Here is a 16066-nt window from a genome sequence, read left to right as displayed (position 1 = left end):
GGATTCATCCTTGGACCGGTGCCACGGTTTCTTTTTCCACCGCCGCCGCGATGGGAATCTGGCGGGCGGCCTTCCTGTTCATGGCAATCAGCGGCACGCACAGCTGTTCGCTCTGGAAAATGGCCACGCAATCCAGGCACTGGAAGCATTCGTTGTAGTTGATGTCCCCGGATTTCGGGATGGCCTTGTACGCGCAGTCATTGCGGCAGCGCTGGCAGGGCGTGCCGCATTCCGTGCGCCGCGCGATCCAGTCGAAGCGGCGCAGGCGCCCGAAAATCGCCATGCCCGCCCCCAGCGGGCAGAGATAACGGCAGTAACCCTTGTAGACGAACGCACTCAGCGCCAGCAGGCCGCCAGCCCAGGCCACGAAAGGCCAGTCACGGGCGAATACCAGCGTGATGCTCGTCTTGAAGGGCTCGACCTCGACCAGACGGTCGGTCCAGGGCACTGAAACGCAGGCCGTCACCACGATGGCGGCCAGCACGGCGTACTTGATCTTCTTGAGCTGCGCGTCGGCCCGCTCCGATATGCGCCATTGCGGCAGGCGCAGCGGCTTCACCACCTTGCTCACCAGCTCCTGCAGGGCGCCAAAGGGACAGAGCCAGCCGCAGAAAGTACCGCGCCCCCACACGAAGAACGTGATGGCGACGAAGGCCCACAGGCTGACCGTCATCGGGTCGTACAGGAAGAAGTCCAGGTTGCGCCCGGCCATCACGGCCTGCACCAGGGCGGTGATGTTGACAATGGACAACTGCCCCTGCGCATACCAGCCGATGAAGGCCACGGTGAACAGCAGATAGCCAGTGCGGAAAAAGGCCAGCCGGCGCGGGTTCTGCGACAGCCACAGCTGGTTGCGCAGCGCCCAGGCCAGGACGCCCAGGCCAATGGCCAGCAGCGCCACTTCGCCGACGCGCGTGCGCCAACTCGTGCGCCAGGTCTTGTCGTTGCTGCTGGCCGCCTCGAAATATTTGGCGGGCAATTGGGCATCGAACCCCAAGGCCCTGGTGACCCGCTCCGGATAAATCTGGCCCTTGCTGCGCGTGACGTGCAGGTTGAAATTCAGCGCCTGGGCCGGATCGAGCCCGGCCGGCGCGATGACGCGGAAGGCCCGCCACTCGGCCGAGCGCAGCGATGGCGGCAGTTTCAGATCCACGTCCAGGTCCAGGTCGCGGATTTCCAGCGGCAGGTTCTGCTGCTGCAGCGTCAAGCGGTCGGGGACGGCACCGCGGACGAAATCCTCGCCCAGCATCGAATAACGGCCGCTGGCGACCAGCAGCAGGGCATGGTCCCCCTCCTCCAGCCGCGACTGCATGAATTTCCAGCCCGCCGGCGTCAGCAGGTTGCGGCCCACGGACGGCACGTTCAGGTAGGCGAAATACACGTCGACGAAGCTGTCGTCCCCGCGCCTGGTGCCTTGCTCGTCCAGGCCCTCGCCCACGGTGCCCTTGAAGGCCGCTTCCACATCACGATTGCGGAAGGTCTTGCGTGTGATCAGGCCCGCCTTGACCATCTCGTCCCAGCCCATCGACTCGAAAACGTCAGGTCTGAGGTGCGCCACGAGGTCGGGGTCGCGGCCTTCGGCATAACCCATCTTGGCCCGCGCCACCTTCAGCGAGGCCGCCAGCAGGCTCTGGTTGAGGATGCGCACCGAGGCGGTGGCCTTGGCCACGCCGTCGATGTAGACGTTTGCGCTGCCGGCCTTGCCGCCGCTGTTGAGGTTGGAGCCGATCTTGATGTTCTGCTTCAGCGACAGGCCCTTGTACTGGTCTACGAAGCGGTGCATGGGGCCTTCCCCCAAGCCGTCGAGAAATACCGGCTCGTGCTGCGACAGCACCCGCACGTCCATGAATTCGCCCTTGGTGGTGATCGCAACCAGGAGGTTGTAGGGCGTGCCGGAGAAACCCGGGATGGGCGCCAGATCGATGGATTCGAAAACGTAGGCGATGACCGGCGTGGAGGTGGCGTCCTGTTTCAGGATGGGCCAGACCGGCAGGTCGCGGTCCTTTTCGCCGACGATCAGTGGCGACGGAAAGGCTTTCTCCATCAGCTCGCGGTTCATCACGCCGGCATGGGCCGGCGTCGCACAGAGCAGCCCAGCCCAGCCCAGCAGAACGGCCACCAGGGCCATCCACCAAGAGCAGGCGGTGCGCATCAGGCCGGCACGTGCCGCCACACGGCCGCGCCAGCTCGTGCCCAAGGAGAGCAACTGCATCACGCGCTCTCCTTGCACGGAGCTTCGACTTCCTTCAAGACCGAGCCGAAAGTGGCAAAAGCATTCAGCGCCGCGGGGAAACCGCTGTAGACGGCGGTCATCATGAGGACTTCGATCAATTCGTCGCGGGTGCAGCCGACCTTGATGGCGGCATGCAGGTGCAGCCGCAGTTGCGGCTGCGCATGCCCCAGCGCGGCAATGGCCGAGACGATGGCCAGTTCCCGCCGCCTGCTGTCCAGTGCCGGGCGGGAATAAACATCGCCGAAAGGAAATTGCACCAGCTGGCGCGCAAAGTCAGGAGATATGTCGAGAAGGCTCTTATAGAAATCCTGCAAAATCCCCTGGTCTATCTCCTTGATTTTCTCCCAGCCCTTCTTGAAACGCTCATCGCACAATGGCACTTCACACATCATGTTCAATTTCCATCCCCCTGTTTTATCGGCATAAAAATACCGTCCACGCCAAGCGCGGACCCATTTGCAATCCGTCTTGGTGCGCTTTGCAAAACCTTCAGTCCATCCTTTATTGCCAACAGATACATCAAGCAACAAATACTACACGGTTTCGGCAAAAGCCCCCTTCAAAACAGCATTCCCAAAAACCCAGCCATTAAGGGACAGGGCTCAAGAACATCGCCAGTGAAAACCCTAATTAATGTGGAGCGTGAATCAGAAACAGTGCCAAGCTGAAGCATCAACGCTGTCGGGCCGCACAGAAGCCGACGCCGCCACGGCTTTTCCTTGTCTCACGCTGCTCCAGGAGCAACACCTTGACTGGAATTTGAGGCATGTCAAATAAAACTGACCCATGGCCAAGCAGGCCAGGAAAAATGGGTCCTGCAGGACTTTGCATTCCCGCTTTGACATTTATTTGAAGCCGGCCTTTGCGGCGTGACGTGGTCCACTGCTCTCTGGGGCACACTGCCTGCCCGCAGTTCCCCGCTACGCAGCACCCGATGTCCCCATCGCAGTCCCCCCGCCAGCCGGCCCACCTTCCCCTCGTTTCCTGCCTCTTCCTCGCCGCCAGCATGACCCTGGTCGGCAGCTACGTCGGCCTGTCGAAACTGCTGGTGGCGGTGTTCCCGGTGTTCCTGCTGGCGTGGCTGCGCTTCGGCATCGCGGCGGTGGCCATGGCGGGGTGGATGCGCAAGCCGGCCGATGAGCCCACGCTCGGCCCCGCCGAGAAGCGGCTGCTGTTCGCGCAAAGCCTGTTCGGCAACTTCCTGTTTTCCATCTGCATGCTCTTTGGCGTGCAGGCGACTTCGGCGCTGGCCGCGGGCGTGACCATGGCGGGCATCCCGGCGGCGGTGGCGTTTCTTTCGTGGGTGATGCTCAAGGAGCGCATCACGCCGCGCTCGGCCGCGGGCATCGCCTGCGCGGTGGGCGGCATCGCGCTGCTGGCCTTCGCGCGCAACGCGCCGGGCACGGCCTCGGCGCCGTGGTGGGGCTACGTGCTGCTGCTGGCGGCAGTGTTCTGCGAGGCGAGCTACGTGGTGATCGGCAAGCGGCTCACGGCCAGCCTGTCACCGCGGCGCATCAGCGCGCTCATCAACGCCTGGGGCCTGGCGCTGGTGACGCCGCTGGGCCTGTGGCAGGCGCTGTCCTTCGATTTCACCCAGGTGTCGGCCGGCTCGTGGGGGCTGCTGGTGTTCTATGCGCTGGCGGCCAGCATGGTCAGCGTCTGGCTGTGGATGCAGGGCCTCAAACGCGTGCCGGCGCAGCAGGCCGGGGTGTTCACGGTGATGCTGCCGCTCTCAGCCGCCGCCATCGGCGTGCTGCTCCTGGGCGAACACGTGACGGCCGCGCACGCGCTGGCCTGCGCGCTGGCCCTGGCCGGGCTGCTGCTGGCGACCTGGCCCTCGCGCGTGGTGCCGGGCGCCGCCTCCAACAGTGCAAAACACCCCTCGGCGCCAGCGGCCGACAAAGTGGGGTAAGCGGCGTGGGCGCTGCGGACGCTGCGGCGGCTTCACCCGGGTTACAGAGCCGACGCCGCCTGCCGGGCCACCGTGCCGACGCCGGTGCGCATGGCTTCTTTGGCCAGTTCAGGGTTGGAAAGCAGCGTCTCACGGCTTGGGAAATTGAAGCGTGCATCGCTCTGGGAATGCGTCGCTCTCGGCATGGGCTTGGTGGAATAGGAAAAAGCGTCCGAGAAATAGGTTTCGCCGCAATCGCTTGAAAGCATCTTGACCTTGGCATACGAAACCGGCTGGACGGCATCGGACACGGCATAGCCAGACGAAATACTGCTGACTACTACCGCATCGTATTTTCCGGCAATGCTGGCACAATCAGCTTCCTGCGTATCCTTTTTCATGGGCAATTCCGGCACCATCGTCACCTGATATCCCTTGGATTGCAGAGACAACAGGAAGCTCTCGTTCCAATGCTGAGCAATGGCAGGCTGGGTAGGTTTGATGGCCGTCGTGAATTCGTTGGTTGCCGTCTCATACCGGGACGATTCAATGCCGCCCAACACCGCACCGCCAAGAGCACCAAAGGCATAAAGCAAGGCGCCACCCGGCAATTGACCGGGATTCAAAGGGTACTTTTCAGGCTCGGGCACGGCAACCAACGCGACCGTCTTGATTTTCTGCTTGGACTCGGCCGACAGTGGGGTTTTATTGGGAGCCGTCGCACATCCCGCGGCCAAAATAGAAACCATGAGCGCGGGAACCAGGCGGGGAGACAAAATCACGGAACACTCCAAATCGATCTGACCGGGAAAAATTGAGCGAATAATGGCGTCCCGGCCACATGAATTTTGATGCCGCTGCCCTTTCGCACCGCATCAGCTCACCGCCCTCATGTGACCTAGTTCACGCATTGAGGGACCATTCCCTTATTCAGCCCAGGGGAAATAACCTGAGCGGGATCAGGCAGGTGGAAGACGCACCGGCGGTGGGCGCCGCCCGCGCGCGCCGCTACAACTGCGTCCGCAGCAGCGCGGCCGCGTGCTCGATGAGCTTTTCCTGCAGCGGGCGCCCACGCCATGCCTCCAGCGTCACCGGGCGGCTGCGCGCCCAATCGGCCTCGAACACGTCCACCAGCCGCTGAGCAAAAGCGGTGTCCAGCACGTTGAGGTTGGCCTCGTCGTTGAGGCGGAAGCTGCGGTTGTCGAAGTTGGTGGAGCCCACGGACACCAGCAGCGAGTCCACCACCAGCACCTTGCAATGGAACATGGTGGGCTGGTACTCCGCCATTTCCACGCCCGCCTCCAGCAACGGGCCCCAGCGCGCACGCGAGGCGCGGCGCACGGTGTCGGCGTCTATCAGCGGGCCGGGCGTGATGATGCGCACCTTCACGCCGCGCCGGGCGGCGTCGGCCAGGGCCTGCACGGCCAGGTCGTCCGGGACGAAGTAGCTGCTGGAGAGGTGGATGGTGTGCCTCGCCGCCGTGATGGCCATGAGGTACATGAGGTGCATGCTCTCGCTGCCGCCCGTGGGCGAGCTGCTGAACATCTGCGCGGGCTGGCCGTCCGCGGGCCCAAGCGCCGGGAAGTAGCGCTCGCCGTGCAGCACGCGGCCCGTGGCCTTGATCCAGTTGTCGGTGAAGACGGCCTGCATCTGCGCCACCACCGGGCCTTCGACGCGGAAGTGCGTGTCGCGCCAGTGCTTCTCGTCCTGCGCGTGGCCGTCCCACTCGTCGGCGATGCCCACGCCGCCGGTGAAGCCCACGCGCCCGTCCACCACCAGCAGCTTGCGGTGCGTGCGCTGGTTCAGCCGCGCCAGGTGCGACCAGTGGGGCTTGTGGTAGCGCTCGACCTCCACGCCGGCGTCGTGCATCTGCTTCAGGTAGCGCTCCTCCATCTTCATGGTGCCCACCCAGTCCAGCAGCACGTGCACCTTGACGCCCGCGCGCGAGCGCTCGGCCAGCGCCTCGGCGAAGCGGTCGCCGATGTCGCCGGACCAGTAGATGAAGGTCTCGAAGGTGATGCTCTCGCGCGCGCCCTGGATGGCGCCCAGCATGGCCGGGAAGATCTGCTCGCCGTTGAGCAGCGCCTGCACCCGGTTGCCTTCCAGCATGGGCGGGCCCAGCAACACGCTCATGGAGCGGCGGAACTGGGGGTCACCGGTGTCGTAGAGGCGTTCGAGCTGTTCCTGGATGCGCTTTTCGCCGGACATGAGGTTCATGGCGACGAAGGCCACCAGCAGCGTTGCCAGAACGCTAAGGAGGATGGTCCACATGGTGCGGCGCCTCATGTGCGCCGGCAGCGGCGTGGACGGGCCGCTTCGGTTTTTTTCATGTTGCCTTCTCCATCGCCCACCCCGCGGCGGGCTGCCGCGGCGGCGTGGCTGCGGGTTCACGGCGCGTCCACGCGCGCCGGTCCGACTGAGACGGACCCAGGCAGGCGCCGGGCCCGCCCAGGCCCCTGGATGGATGGGGAAGGCGTCCCCTGGCGCACGAAACCGGCCGCAAACGTGCGTGCGGCGCCGGCTCAGAGCGGATTCAGCAAGGACTTAGGCGAGCGCGGCCGACGGCTGCGCGGCGGGCCGCTGCGCTTGGCGCCAGACCTCGTGCGGCGGCTGGCCCTTGAGGCGGTGGTCGCTCCACACCTGGCGCCAGCGGCGCGCGCCGGGCATGCCGTTCCACAGGCCCAGCATGTGGCGGGCGACGTGGGCCCAGGCCACGCCCTTGGGTGCCTGGCGGGCCATGTACTCGACCATGAGCGCCTCGATGGCGGCCCGGTCGTGCGGCGTGGCGGGGGCGTCGCCGAAGAAGCGCGCGTCCCAGTCGGCCATGCTCCAGGGCTCGTGGTAGGCCTGGCGGCCCACCATCACGCCGTCCACGTGGCGCAGGTGCTCGGCGATCTGCTCGTCGCTGCCCACGCCGCCGTTGAGGGCGATGGTGAGCGCCGGGAAGTCGCGCTTGAGCCGGTAGACGAACTCGTAGCGCAGCGGCGGGATGTCGCGGTTTTCCTTGGGGCTCAGGCCCTGGAGCCAGGCGTTGCGGGCGTGGACGATGAAGACCTCGCAGCCCGCCTCGGCCACGGTGCCCACGAAGTCGCGCACGAAGTCGTAGGACTCGATGCGGTCGATGCCGATGCGGTGCTTGACGGTGACGGGGATGTCCACCACGTCGCGCATGGCCTTGACGCCATCGGCCACGAGCGGGGCCTCGTTCATCAGGCAGGCGCCGAAGGCGCCGCGCTGCACGCGCTCGCTGGGGCAGCCGCAGTTGAGGTTGACCTCGTCGTAGCCCCAGTCCTGGGCGAGCTTGGCGCAGGCGGCGAGGTCGGCCGGCTCGCTGCCGCCGAGCTGCAGCGCGAGCGGGTGCTCCTCGGGGTTGAAGTCCAGGTGGCGCGGGCGGTCGCCGTGCAGCAGCGCGCCGGTGGTCACCATCTCGGTGTAGAGCCGGGTGTGGCGCGTGATGAGGCGGTGGAAGTAGCGGCAGTGGCGGTCAGTCCAGTCCAGCATGGGAGCGACGGACAGGCGCCAGGGGTTCGCGGCGGCGGTAGCGGCGGTAGCGGCGGAAATGGGGGTGGAGGCTGCGGAGTTCACGGGCCGGATTGTCCCCGGGCCAGGCTGCCCGCCGCCGGGCGGCGGCTATTTCTTCAACAAGCCCTTGTCCACGGCTTCACGCAGCAGGGCATGAATGCGGGTCTGCCAGCCGGGGCCAGTGGCTTTGAAGGCCTCCAGCACGTCGGCGTCCACGCGCATGTTCAGCGTTGGGCGGACCTTGCCGGAAGGGGGCCGCCCAGGGCGGCGTGGGCGCAGCGTCTTCATCTCCTCGCTGCTGAACTCGTAGCTGTCAGGGTCAGCGGCGATGCCAGCGGCAATGGCAGCGTCCTCGTCAGGCGTCGGGATCAGAAACCCGAAATTCCTGGAGTGCTTGGTCATAGTCCACCACCTCTCTTGAATTGGCCTTGCGCAGGCTGACGATGCGGTAGACATCGCCTCGCTGCACGAACACCACACAAAACACCCGGTCGCCGAGCGGCGCGAAGCCGATTTCGCGCAGCTCACCGTAGTCCCGGCGTGCATCCGGACGGCACCAGAGCCAGTCCCACTTCAGCAATTCCGCATCAGCCAGCGACACGCCATGCTTGGCCAGATTGGCTGCAGCCTTGGCGGGATCGAACTCGAAGCGCATCGGCACATTGTCCGATCATGGGCATATTTCTGCCAATACAAGAATTGAAAACGATTCAGGCCCGTGCCCGCGCGCCTTCCACCGCCCCGCCCTGCCGCATCCCCAGCGCCGCATCCAAGGCCAGCGCGCCCAGCACCACCGTCCCGCCGGCCAGCACCGAGGGCGCCGGCGTCTCGCCCGCGCCCAACCAGGCCCACAGCACGCCGAACAGCACTTCCAGCAGGCCCAGCAGCGACATTTCCGGCGCGTGCAGCACGCGCGAAACGGCCACGCACAGCAGGCAGGGCACGGCCAGTTGCAGCGCGCCCAACATCGCCAGCCAGCCCAGGTCGGCGGCCGTGGCCTGGAACGGCGCGGCCAGCGGCAGCGTGGTGGCGGCGGAGATCAGCGCGCCGATGAGCACGGCGGGCAGCATGTCGCCGCCACCGGCCTGGTCGGCGCCGTGGCGGCGGCTGTACTGCAGCGCCGTCCAGTTGGTGGCCGCGGCCACGGGCACGGCCAGCGCCACGGCGATGCCGGCCAGCGCCCGCGCGTCGCTGTGCAGCAGCTCATTGCCGTACATCCAGGCGATGCCCGCGCCGGCCAGAAAGATGGCGAGCCACGTGCGCGTGGCAAGCCGGTGGTGCAGCACGAAGCGCGACAGCAGCGCCGTGAACAGCGGGCCCAGCGCCATGGTCACCAGCACATTGGCCACCGTCGTGAGCGTGAGCGCCACCATGAAGGCGGTGAACATCACGCTCCAGCACAGACCGGAGAGCCACAGCGCGCGCCCACCCCCTCGCAGCGTGGCCCACACGGCGCGCGGGCCGCGCAGCACGGCCAGCAACACGCCCAGCGCCACGGCGTTGAAGGCGCTGCGCCAGAAGGTGACCTCGAAGCTGGCCGCGCTGTCCAGGTGCCGCGTCACCACGCCCGCAATGCTCCACAGCAGGGTGACCAGCAGCATGGTGGCGATGCCTTGGCGGTGGGTCATGGCGCGGACGGCTCCAAAAGAAAGAAAAAGCCGGGAAAACGTGTTGGAAGTGAGCCCAACAAGCAAGACGCCCCATCGCAGCAGACAAGGCGCCCAATGAAAGAGGGCCGCGGAAGGCGGCCCATGCGTCATTTCGAGGTGGCTGACCGGCGGCCGAAGCCGACCGCGCAGGCACCCCAATCCGTCATTCCCGCGCAGGCGGGAATCCAGGCAGCCCCCAAGCCGGCCGCAAGCTCATCCGTCGGCGTACCGAGTCAGAAATGCCTGCACTCCTGCGTTCTCTCTACGCTCCAGCGTGGGGCCGCCTGGATTCCCGCCTTCGCGGGAATGACGAGGTAGAGGGCGAAGGAGAGACGAAGCCTCTGCGCCATGCGCTGGCGCGGCGGGCGTTATGCCCCTTCGCGCTGCGCACGCTTGCGGTCGTGTTCCTTCAGGTGGCGCTTGCGCAGGCGGATCGACTTCGGGGTGATTTCCACCAGCTCGTCGTCCTCGATGAACTCCACGCCGTACTCCAGCGTGCAGTCGATCGGGGGCGTGATCTTGATGGCGTCTTCCTTGCCGCTCACGCGGAAGTTGGTCAGCTGCTTGGTGCGCGTGGCGTTGACCACCAGGTCGTTGTCGCGGTTGTGCACGCCCACGATCATGCCCTCGTACACCGGGTCGCCGGCCTTGACGAACATGCGGCCACGGTCGTCGAGCTTGCCCAGGGCGTAGGTGAAGATTTCACCGTCGTCCATGGAGATCAGCACGCCGTTCTTGCGGCCGCCCACGTCACCCTTGAAGGGCTCGTAGCCGTCGAAGAGGCTGCTGATCAGGCCGGAGCCGCGCGTGAGGTTCAGGAACTCGTTGGAGAAGCCGATCAGGCCCCGCGCCGGGATGCGGTACTCCAGGCGCACGCGGCCACGGCCGTCCGGCTCCATGTTCACCAGCTCGCCCTTGCGCTCGCCCAGCGCCTGCATCACGCCGCCCTGGTGGCCTTCCTCGATGTCGGCCGTCACCAGCTCGATGGGCTCCATCTTCACGCCGTCGATCTCGCGGAACACCACGCGCGGCTTGGAGACGGCCAGCTCGTAGCCCTCGCGGCGCATGTTCTCCAGCAGGATGGTCAGGTGCAGCTCGCCCCGGCCGGCGACTTCGAAGATGCCGTCCTCGTCCGTTTCCTTCACGCGCAGCGCGACGTTGCTCTGCAGTTCCTTCTGCAGGCGGTCCCAGATCTGGCGGCTGGTGACGTACTTGCCTTCGCGGCCCGCCAGCGGCGAGTTGTTGACGCAGAAGTTCATGGTCAGCGTCGGCTCGTCGATCTTGAGCATGGGCAGCGGCGCCGGGTTGGCCGGGTCGGTGACCGTCACGCCGATGCCGATGTCCTCGATGCCGTTGATCAGCACGATGTCGCCCGGGCCGGCTTCAGTCACCTGGATCCGGTCCAGGCCCTGGAAGGTCAGCACCTGGTTGACGCGGCCCTTGATGGACTTGCCGTCCGGGCCTTCCATCACCAGCACGTCCATGGCCGGCTTGATCTTGCCGGCGTTGACGCGGCCCACGCCGATGCGGCCCACGAAGCTGTTGTAGTCCAGCGCCGAGATCTGCAGCTGCAGCGGGGCGTCGGGGTCGCCCTGGTGCGCAGGCACGTGCTTGAGGATGGTGTTGAACAGGGCCGACATGTCGGGGCCCCACTGCTCGCCCGGCGTGCCCTCTTCCAGCGACGTCCAGCCGTTGATGCCGGAGGCGTAGACCACGGGGAAGTCGAGCTGCTCGTCGGTGGCGCCGAGCTTGTCGAACAGGTCGAAGGCGGCGTTGATCACCTTGTCGCAATTGGCGCCGGGCTTGTCGACTTTGTTGACCACCACGATGGGCTTGAGGCCCAGGGCCAGCGCCTTCTTGGTCACGAAGCGCGTCTGGGGCATGGGGCCCTCTTGCGCGTCGATGAGCAGCACCACGCCGTCCACCATGGACAGGGCGCGCTCCACCTCGCCGCCGAAGTCGGCGTGGCCCGGGGTGTCCACGATGTTGATGTGCGTGCCTTCCCAGCTCACGGCGCAGTTCTTGGCCAGGATGGTGATGCCGCGCTCGCGTTCGATCGCGTTGCTGTCCATCACGGTGTCCACGACCTTTTCGTGCTCGGCAAAGGTGCCGGACTGGCGCAGGAGCTGGTCGACCATCGTGGTCTTGCCATGGTCGACGTGCGCGATGATGGCGATGTTGCGAATCTGGGTGCTCATAAAGAACGCTCTTTCAGGGATTCAGTGCGGCCTCTTGGGCCTGCGGCGCCGCGGCGCCTGGGGAAACATTCAGCAGGGACTGGACTTCAGGCGGACTGAGCAGCCGCTGTGCGATCAGCTCACCACCACGCACCAGCCCGGTGCCCAAGAAGGCCTGCGGCTCGGGGCCGTAGACGCGAACGGCCGGCGCGTCGGCATGGCTGACACGGCGGCGCAACCCGGAGAGGAAGCGCCCGGCCTCCTCCGCCGGCAAGCGAATTGCGGGCCAGTCCACCACCAGCGCGTCCGGCGGCTGCAGCAGCGCCAGGCGGGCACGCTCGTCCAGTGCCTGCAGCGCCTCCAGAGTGATGGAGCGCGACACCGTCAGCGCGCCGCTGCCGGTGCGGCGCAGCGCCGAGAGGTGCGCACCACAGCCGAGCAGCTCGCCCAGGTCTTGCGCCAGCGTGCGGATGTAGGTGCCCTTGCTGCAGCGCACGTCCAGAACCAGGGCGTCAGCCTGCCGGCTCAGGATGTCAATGGCGTGAATCGTGACCTGCCGCGGCGCGCGCTCGACCTCGATGCCGGCGCGCGCGTACTCGTACAGCGCCTTGCCGTCCTTCTTGAGCGCGGAGTGCATGGGCGGCACCTGCTCGATGGGGCCGGTCAGGCGCGCGAGGGCGGCGTCCAGCAGCGCCTGGTCCACGGCCACGGGGCGCTCGCTGACGATCTCGCCCTCGGCGTCGCCGGTGCTCGTCACCTGGCCCAGCTTCAGCGTGGCGGTGTAGCGCTTGTCGGCCTCCAGGCTGACCTGCGAAAACTTGGTCGCCGCGCCGAAGCACAGCGGCAAGAGGCCGGTGGCCAGCGGGTCCAGCGTGCCGGTGTGGCCGGCCTTCTCGGCCCGCAGCAGCCACTTGACCTTCTGCAGCGCGTCGTTGCTGGACCAGCCCAGCGGCTTGTCCAGCAACAACACGCCGTGCAGGGCACGGCGAGGTTGGCGGGGGGTGCGCGGAGCGCCGCTCATCGGGTCAATCCTCTTTGGCCCGCGTGGCGTTGGCCTGCGCGATGAGCGCGCCCAACTCGGCCGCGCGCTCGGTGGTGCGGTCGAACTGGAAGTGCAGCGTGGGCACGGTGTGGATCTGCAGCCGCTTGAAGAGCGAGTTGCGCAGGAAGCCGGCGGCCTCGTTCAGCGCGGCCTGCGTTTCCTGCGGGTCACCCACCAGCAAGGAGAAGAACACCTTGGCGTGCGCGTAGTCGGGCGTGACCTCGACGGCATTGATGGTGACCATGCCCACGCGAGGGTCCTTCAGCTCGCGCACGAGCACGGCCACGTCGCGCTGGATCTGGTCGGCGATGCGAAAACTGCGGTTGGGGATGCTTCTCTTGTGTCGCATGGGGCACTCCTGAAGTGCGAACCCCGCCCATCGAGGGCGGGGCTGCGTTCAGGAAGGGACGGACAGCCGGTTTACAGCGTGCGCGCCACTTCCTTGATCTCGAACACTTCGATCTGATCGCCTTCGGCGATGTCGTTGTAGTTCTTGAGCTTGATGCCGCACTCGAAGCCTTCCTTGACCTCGCGCACGTCGTCCTTCATGCGGCGCACCGACTCGATCTCGCCCGTGTAGATGACCACGTTCTCGCGCAGCAGGCGGAAGCGCGCGTTGCGGCGCACCAGGCCGGAGGTGACCATGCAGCCCGCCACCGTGCCGATCTTGGAGGCGACGAACACGGTGCGGATCTCCGCCGTGCCCAGGGCCTCTTCCTTCTGCTCCGGCGCCAGCATCCCGGACATCGCGGCACGGATCTCGTCCACGGCGTCATAGATGATGTTGTAGTAGCGCAGGTCCACGCCGTTGTTCTCGGAGAGCTTGCGCGCACCGGCGTCGGCACGGACGTTGAAGCCCACGATCACCGCCTTGGAGGCGATGGCCAGGTTGACGTCGCTTTCGCTGATGCCGCCCACCGCCGCGTGGACGATCTGCACCTTGACCTCGTCGGTCGAGAGCTTGAGCAGCGAAGAAGCCAGCGCCTCCTGAGAACCTTGAACGTCGGCCTTGATGATCAGCGGCAGCGTCTGCACGTCGCCGGCGCCCATCTGCTCGAACATGTTCTCCAGCTTGGCGGCCTGCTGCTTGGCCAGCTTGACGTCGCGGTACTTGCCCTGGCGGAAGGTGGCGATTTCACGGGCGCGGCGCTCGTCGGCCAGCACCATGAACTCGTCACCGGCCTGGGGCACCTCGGTCAGGCCCTGGATCTCGACCGGGATGGACGGACCGGCGGCCTCGGTGGCCTTGCCGTCCTCGTCCAGCATGGCGCGCACGCGGCCATAGCTGGAGCCGGCCAGCACCACGTCGCCCTTCTTGAGGGTGCCGCTTTGCACCAGCACGGTGGCCACGGGGCCGCGGCCCTTGTCCAGGCGGGCTTCGATCACCAGGCCCTTGGCCAGCGTGTCCTCGGCAGCCTTGAGCTCCAGCACTTCGGCCTGCAGCAGCACCTGCTCCAGCAGGTCGTCGATGCCCTGGCCGGTGCGGGCCGAGACGGAGACGAAGGGCGAATCGCCGCCGAACTCTTCCGGCACGACCTGCTCGGCCACCAGCTCGCTGCGCACGCGCTCCAGGTTGGAGTCGGGCTTGTCGATCTTGTTGATCGCCACCACCAACGGCACGCCTGCGGCCTTGGCGTGGTGGATGGCTTCCTTGGTCTGGGGCATCACGCCGTCGTCAGCCGCCACCACCAGGATGACGATGTCGGTGGCCTTGGCGCCGCGGGCACGCATGGCCGTGAAGGCTTCGTGGCCCGGGGTGTCCAGGAAGGTGATGACGCCACGCGGCGTTTCGACGTGGTAGGCGCCGATGTGCTGCGTGATGCCGCCGGCTTCGCCCGCGGCCACGCGGGAGCGGCGGATGTAGTCCAGCAGCGAGGTCTTGCCGTGGTCCACGTGGCCCATGACGGTGACCACGGGGGCGCGGGGCTTTTGCTCGGCGGTGCTGGTGGCGGCGTCTTCTTCCAGGAAGGCTTCCGGATCGTCCAGCTTCGCGGCAAAGGCCTTGTGGCCCATTTCCTCGACCAGGATCATCGCGGTCTCCTGGTCCAGCTGCTGGTTGATGGTGACCATCTGGCCCAGCTTCATGAGCTGCTTGATGACCTCGGAGGCCTTGACGCTCATCTTGTGAGCGAGGTCGGCCACGCTGATGGTCTCAGGCACGTGCACTTCCTGCACTTGCGGCTCGTTGGGCGCCACGAAGTTGGAACCGCCGCGCTCGTCGCGATCACCGCCACGGCGACCGCCACGGGGCGAGCGCCAGCCGGGGCGAGCGCCACCGGCCGAGGCACCCGCCTCGGTCCGGCCCTTGACGGCGCCGCGCTTCTTGGCGGCGTCGTCGGCCCAGCTGGAGGACAGCTTCTCGGACTTGACCGACTTCTTGTCGCCGGGCTTGGCCGCACCCGCAGCGGCCGTGGCCTGCGCGGGCGCCGGCGCACCGGGCTTGGCCGCGGGCTTGTGGATGGTGCCCTTGATGGGCGCGGGCGCCGGCTTGGGCTCCTCCTTCTTGGCCACGAGCACCTTCTTGGGTGCATTCATCATGGCGCGGATGGCGGCGGCCTCGGCCTCGGCGGCCTTGCGGCGGCGCTCCAGGTCGGCCAGGCGCTGCTTCTCGGCATCGGCCACTTCGGCAGCCTTCACCACGCGCAGCGCGGGCTTGGGCGGCTCGGCGGGCGCCGGGGCGGCAGCGGCCGGCGCAGGCGCGGCGGCCACGGGAGCCGGCGCAGCGGGCGCGGGAGCAGGTGCCTGCACCGGGGCGGGCGCAGCGGCAGCCGGCGCGGGAGCCGCGGCAGCGGGAGCCGGCGCCGCAGCGGCGGCATTGCGGCCACCGGCGGGCGTGCGCGGGGCATGGCGCGCGGCCATCTGGCGGCGCGAGGCGGCCTGCAGCGCGGCGGCTTCGGCAGCGGCGCGGGCGGCAGCCTGCTCGCGGGCAGACTTGGCGGCAGTGACCGCCTCGGCGGCTTGGGCAGCTTGAGCGGCTTGGGCCGCCTGCGCGGCGACAGCGGCCTCGCGCTCGCGGGCGGCGGCTTCCTCGGCCTCGCGCTGGCGGCGGGCGGCCTCGGCCTCCTCGCGCTGGCGCTTTTCCTCGGCTTCGCGCTGGCGGCGGCGCTCGGCGAGCTCCTCCTCCTGGCGGCGCAGAGCCTCGGCCTGGGCGCGGGCCTCTTCCTCGCGGCGGGCCAGTTCCTCGGCGCTCATCTCGGGCGCGCTCGCCTCGTCGGGCTTGACGAAGGTGCGCTTCTTGCGCACTTCGACCTGAATGGTGCGGGCCTTGCCGGAGGCGTCGGCCTGCTTGATCTCGCTGGTGCTGCGGCTGGTCAGCGTGATCTTCTTGCGGTCGCCTCCGCCGGTCCCGTGGCTGCTGCGCAAATGAGCCAGCAGCCGCTCTTTGTCGGCATCGGTGAGCGCGTCGTCGGTGGAGCGCTTGCTGACACCGGCGGACTGCAGTTGCTCGAGCAGTGTCGACGCCGGGCGATTGAGCTGGGCGGCGAACTGAGCGACGGTTGTCACGGCCATTATGGAAATCCTTGCTTGCTGGGCGATGCGGTCTTGGCGGGC

13 protein-coding genes are annotated in these 16066 nt (G+C 67.3%); 1 reads left to right on the top strand and 12 read right to left on the bottom strand.

The genetic code is table 11. From position 1 onward, the window contains the following. Window positions 1-4: 4 nt before the first annotated feature. Together ALA01S_RS09820 and ALA01S_RS09815 are read right to left on the bottom strand one after the other, a co-directional pair. Window positions 5-2212 carry a 4Fe-4S binding protein gene (locus ALA01S_RS09820; RefSeq protein ID WP_307189674.1) on the bottom strand — a complete coding sequence of 736 codons (2208 nt, stop codon included), beginning with the start codon at window positions 2210-2212 and terminating at the stop codon, window positions 5-7. Beyond that, window positions 2212-2625: a carboxymuconolactone decarboxylase family protein gene (locus tag ALA01S_RS09815; protein ID WP_238455750.1), complete on the bottom strand. Its 414-nt coding sequence runs from the start codon at window positions 2623-2625 to the stop codon at window positions 2212-2214. The genes ALA01S_RS09820 and ALA01S_RS09815 overlap by 1 nt, the downstream gene beginning before the upstream one ends. 542 nt (window positions 2626-3167) lie before the next feature. Between ALA01S_RS09815 and ALA01S_RS09810 the strand changes: the two genes are divergently transcribed. Further along, window positions 3168-4145, top strand: a complete 978-nt coding sequence (locus ALA01S_RS09810; protein ID WP_066335357.1) for a DMT family transporter — start codon at window positions 3168-3170, stop codon at window positions 4143-4145. A gap of 41 nt (window positions 4146-4186) precedes the next feature. On the opposite strand, the gene ALA01S_RS32745 is transcribed toward ALA01S_RS09810, so the two are convergent. The 10 genes from ALA01S_RS32745 to infB form a co-directional block, all read right to left on the bottom strand. Then, the gene (locus ALA01S_RS32745) at window positions 4187-4906 is read right to left on the bottom strand and encodes a hypothetical protein (protein WP_157118872.1); all 720 of its coding nucleotides are present in this window, start codon (window positions 4904-4906) and stop codon (window positions 4187-4189) included. A 226-nt stretch (window positions 4907-5132) separates the two neighbouring features. Beyond that, complete coding sequence (locus ALA01S_RS09800) at window positions 5133-6395, bottom strand: phospholipase D-like domain-containing protein (protein WP_066335353.1); 1263 nt, start codon at window positions 6393-6395, stop codon at window positions 5133-5135. A gap of 273 nt (window positions 6396-6668) precedes the next feature. Beyond that, window positions 6669-7625 carry a tRNA dihydrouridine(20/20a) synthase DusA gene (gene dusA, locus ALA01S_RS09795; protein ID WP_066335351.1) on the bottom strand — a complete coding sequence of 319 codons (957 nt, stop codon included), beginning with the start codon at window positions 7623-7625 and terminating at the stop codon, window positions 6669-6671. A gap of 129 nt (window positions 7626-7754) precedes the next feature. Then, complete coding sequence (locus ALA01S_RS09790; protein WP_066335350.1) at window positions 7755-8048, bottom strand: BrnA antitoxin family protein; 294 nt, start codon at window positions 8046-8048, stop codon at window positions 7755-7757. Continuing rightward, window positions 8002-8301, bottom strand: coding sequence for a BrnT family toxin (locus ALA01S_RS09785; RefSeq protein ID WP_066335348.1), 300 nt, complete (start codon window positions 8299-8301; stop codon window positions 8002-8004). Before ALA01S_RS09785 ends, ALA01S_RS09790 begins: the two co-directional genes overlap by 47 nt. A 55-nt stretch (window positions 8302-8356) precedes the next feature. After that, the gene (locus ALA01S_RS09780) at window positions 8357-9274 is read right to left on the bottom strand and encodes a DMT family transporter (protein WP_066335347.1); all 918 of its coding nucleotides are present in this window, start codon (window positions 9272-9274) and stop codon (window positions 8357-8359) included. A gap of 389 nt (window positions 9275-9663) precedes the next feature. Then, window positions 9664-11493 (bottom strand): translational GTPase TypA, encoded by a 1830-nt coding sequence (gene typA, locus ALA01S_RS09775; protein WP_066335346.1) that lies wholly within the window; start codon window positions 11491-11493, stop codon window positions 9664-9666. Between the two features lie 13 nt (window positions 11494-11506). Continuing rightward, window positions 11507-12493 carry a tRNA pseudouridine(55) synthase TruB gene (gene truB / locus ALA01S_RS09770; protein WP_066335345.1) on the bottom strand — a complete coding sequence of 329 codons (987 nt, stop codon included), beginning with the start codon at window positions 12491-12493 and terminating at the stop codon, window positions 11507-11509. Window positions 12494-12497: 4 nt separating this feature from the next. Further along, window positions 12498-12863 (bottom strand): 30S ribosome-binding factor RbfA, encoded by a 366-nt coding sequence (gene rbfA / locus ALA01S_RS09765; protein ID WP_066335341.1) that lies wholly within the window; start codon window positions 12861-12863, stop codon window positions 12498-12500. 71 nt (window positions 12864-12934) lie between these two features. Beyond that, the gene (gene infB, locus ALA01S_RS09760) at window positions 12935-16024 is read right to left on the bottom strand and encodes a translation initiation factor IF-2 (protein WP_066335340.1); all 3090 of its coding nucleotides are present in this window, start codon (window positions 16022-16024) and stop codon (window positions 12935-12937) included. Window positions 16025-16066 lie beyond the last annotated feature (42 nt).

The organism is Azohydromonas lata NBRC 102462 (assembly GCF_001571085.1).
In the GTDB taxonomy this organism is placed as follows: domain Bacteria; phylum Pseudomonadota; class Gammaproteobacteria; order Burkholderiales; family Burkholderiaceae_C; genus Azohydromonas; species Azohydromonas lata.
The sequence above is the reverse complement of the archived record's forward strand: the minus strand, read 5'-3'. Positions and strand labels throughout refer to the sequence as shown.

Coding starts and splice junctions, on each gene's coding strand:
- ALA01S_RS09820 (WP_307189674.1), bottom strand. CDS start 2,212: ATGCAGTTGCTCTCCTTGGGCACGAGCTGGCGCGGCCGTGTGGCGGCA.
- ALA01S_RS09815 (WP_238455750.1), bottom strand. CDS start 2,625: ATGATGTGTGAAGTGCCATTGTGCGATGAGCGTTTCAAGAAGGGCTGG.
- ALA01S_RS09810 (WP_066335357.1), top strand. CDS start 3,168: ATGTCCCCATCGCAGTCCCCCCGCCAGCCGGCCCACCTTCCCCTCGTT.
- ALA01S_RS09800 (WP_066335353.1), bottom strand. CDS start 6,395: ATGTGGACCATCCTCCTTAGCGTTCTGGCAACGCTGCTGGTGGCCTTC.
- dusA (WP_066335351.1), bottom strand. CDS start 7,625: ATGCTGGACTGGACTGACCGCCACTGCCGCTACTTCCACCGCCTCATC.
- ALA01S_RS09790 (WP_066335350.1), bottom strand. CDS start 8,048: ATGACCAAGCACTCCAGGAATTTCGGGTTTCTGATCCCGACGCCTGAC.
- ALA01S_RS09785 (WP_066335348.1), bottom strand. CDS start 8,301: ATGCGCTTCGAGTTCGATCCCGCCAAGGCTGCAGCCAATCTGGCCAAG.
- ALA01S_RS09780 (WP_066335347.1), bottom strand. CDS start 9,274: ATGACCCACCGCCAAGGCATCGCCACCATGCTGCTGGTCACCCTGCTG.
- typA (WP_066335346.1), bottom strand. CDS start 11,493: ATGAGCACCCAGATTCGCAACATCGCCATCATCGCGCACGTCGACCAT.
- truB (WP_066335345.1), bottom strand. CDS start 12,493: ATGAGCGGCGCTCCGCGCACCCCCCGCCAACCTCGCCGTGCCCTGCAC.
- rbfA (WP_066335341.1), bottom strand. CDS start 12,863: ATGCGACACAAGAGAAGCATCCCCAACCGCAGTTTTCGCATCGCCGAC.
- infB (WP_066335340.1), bottom strand. CDS start 16,024: ATGGCCGTGACAACCGTCGCTCAGTTCGCCGCCCAGCTCAATCGCCCG.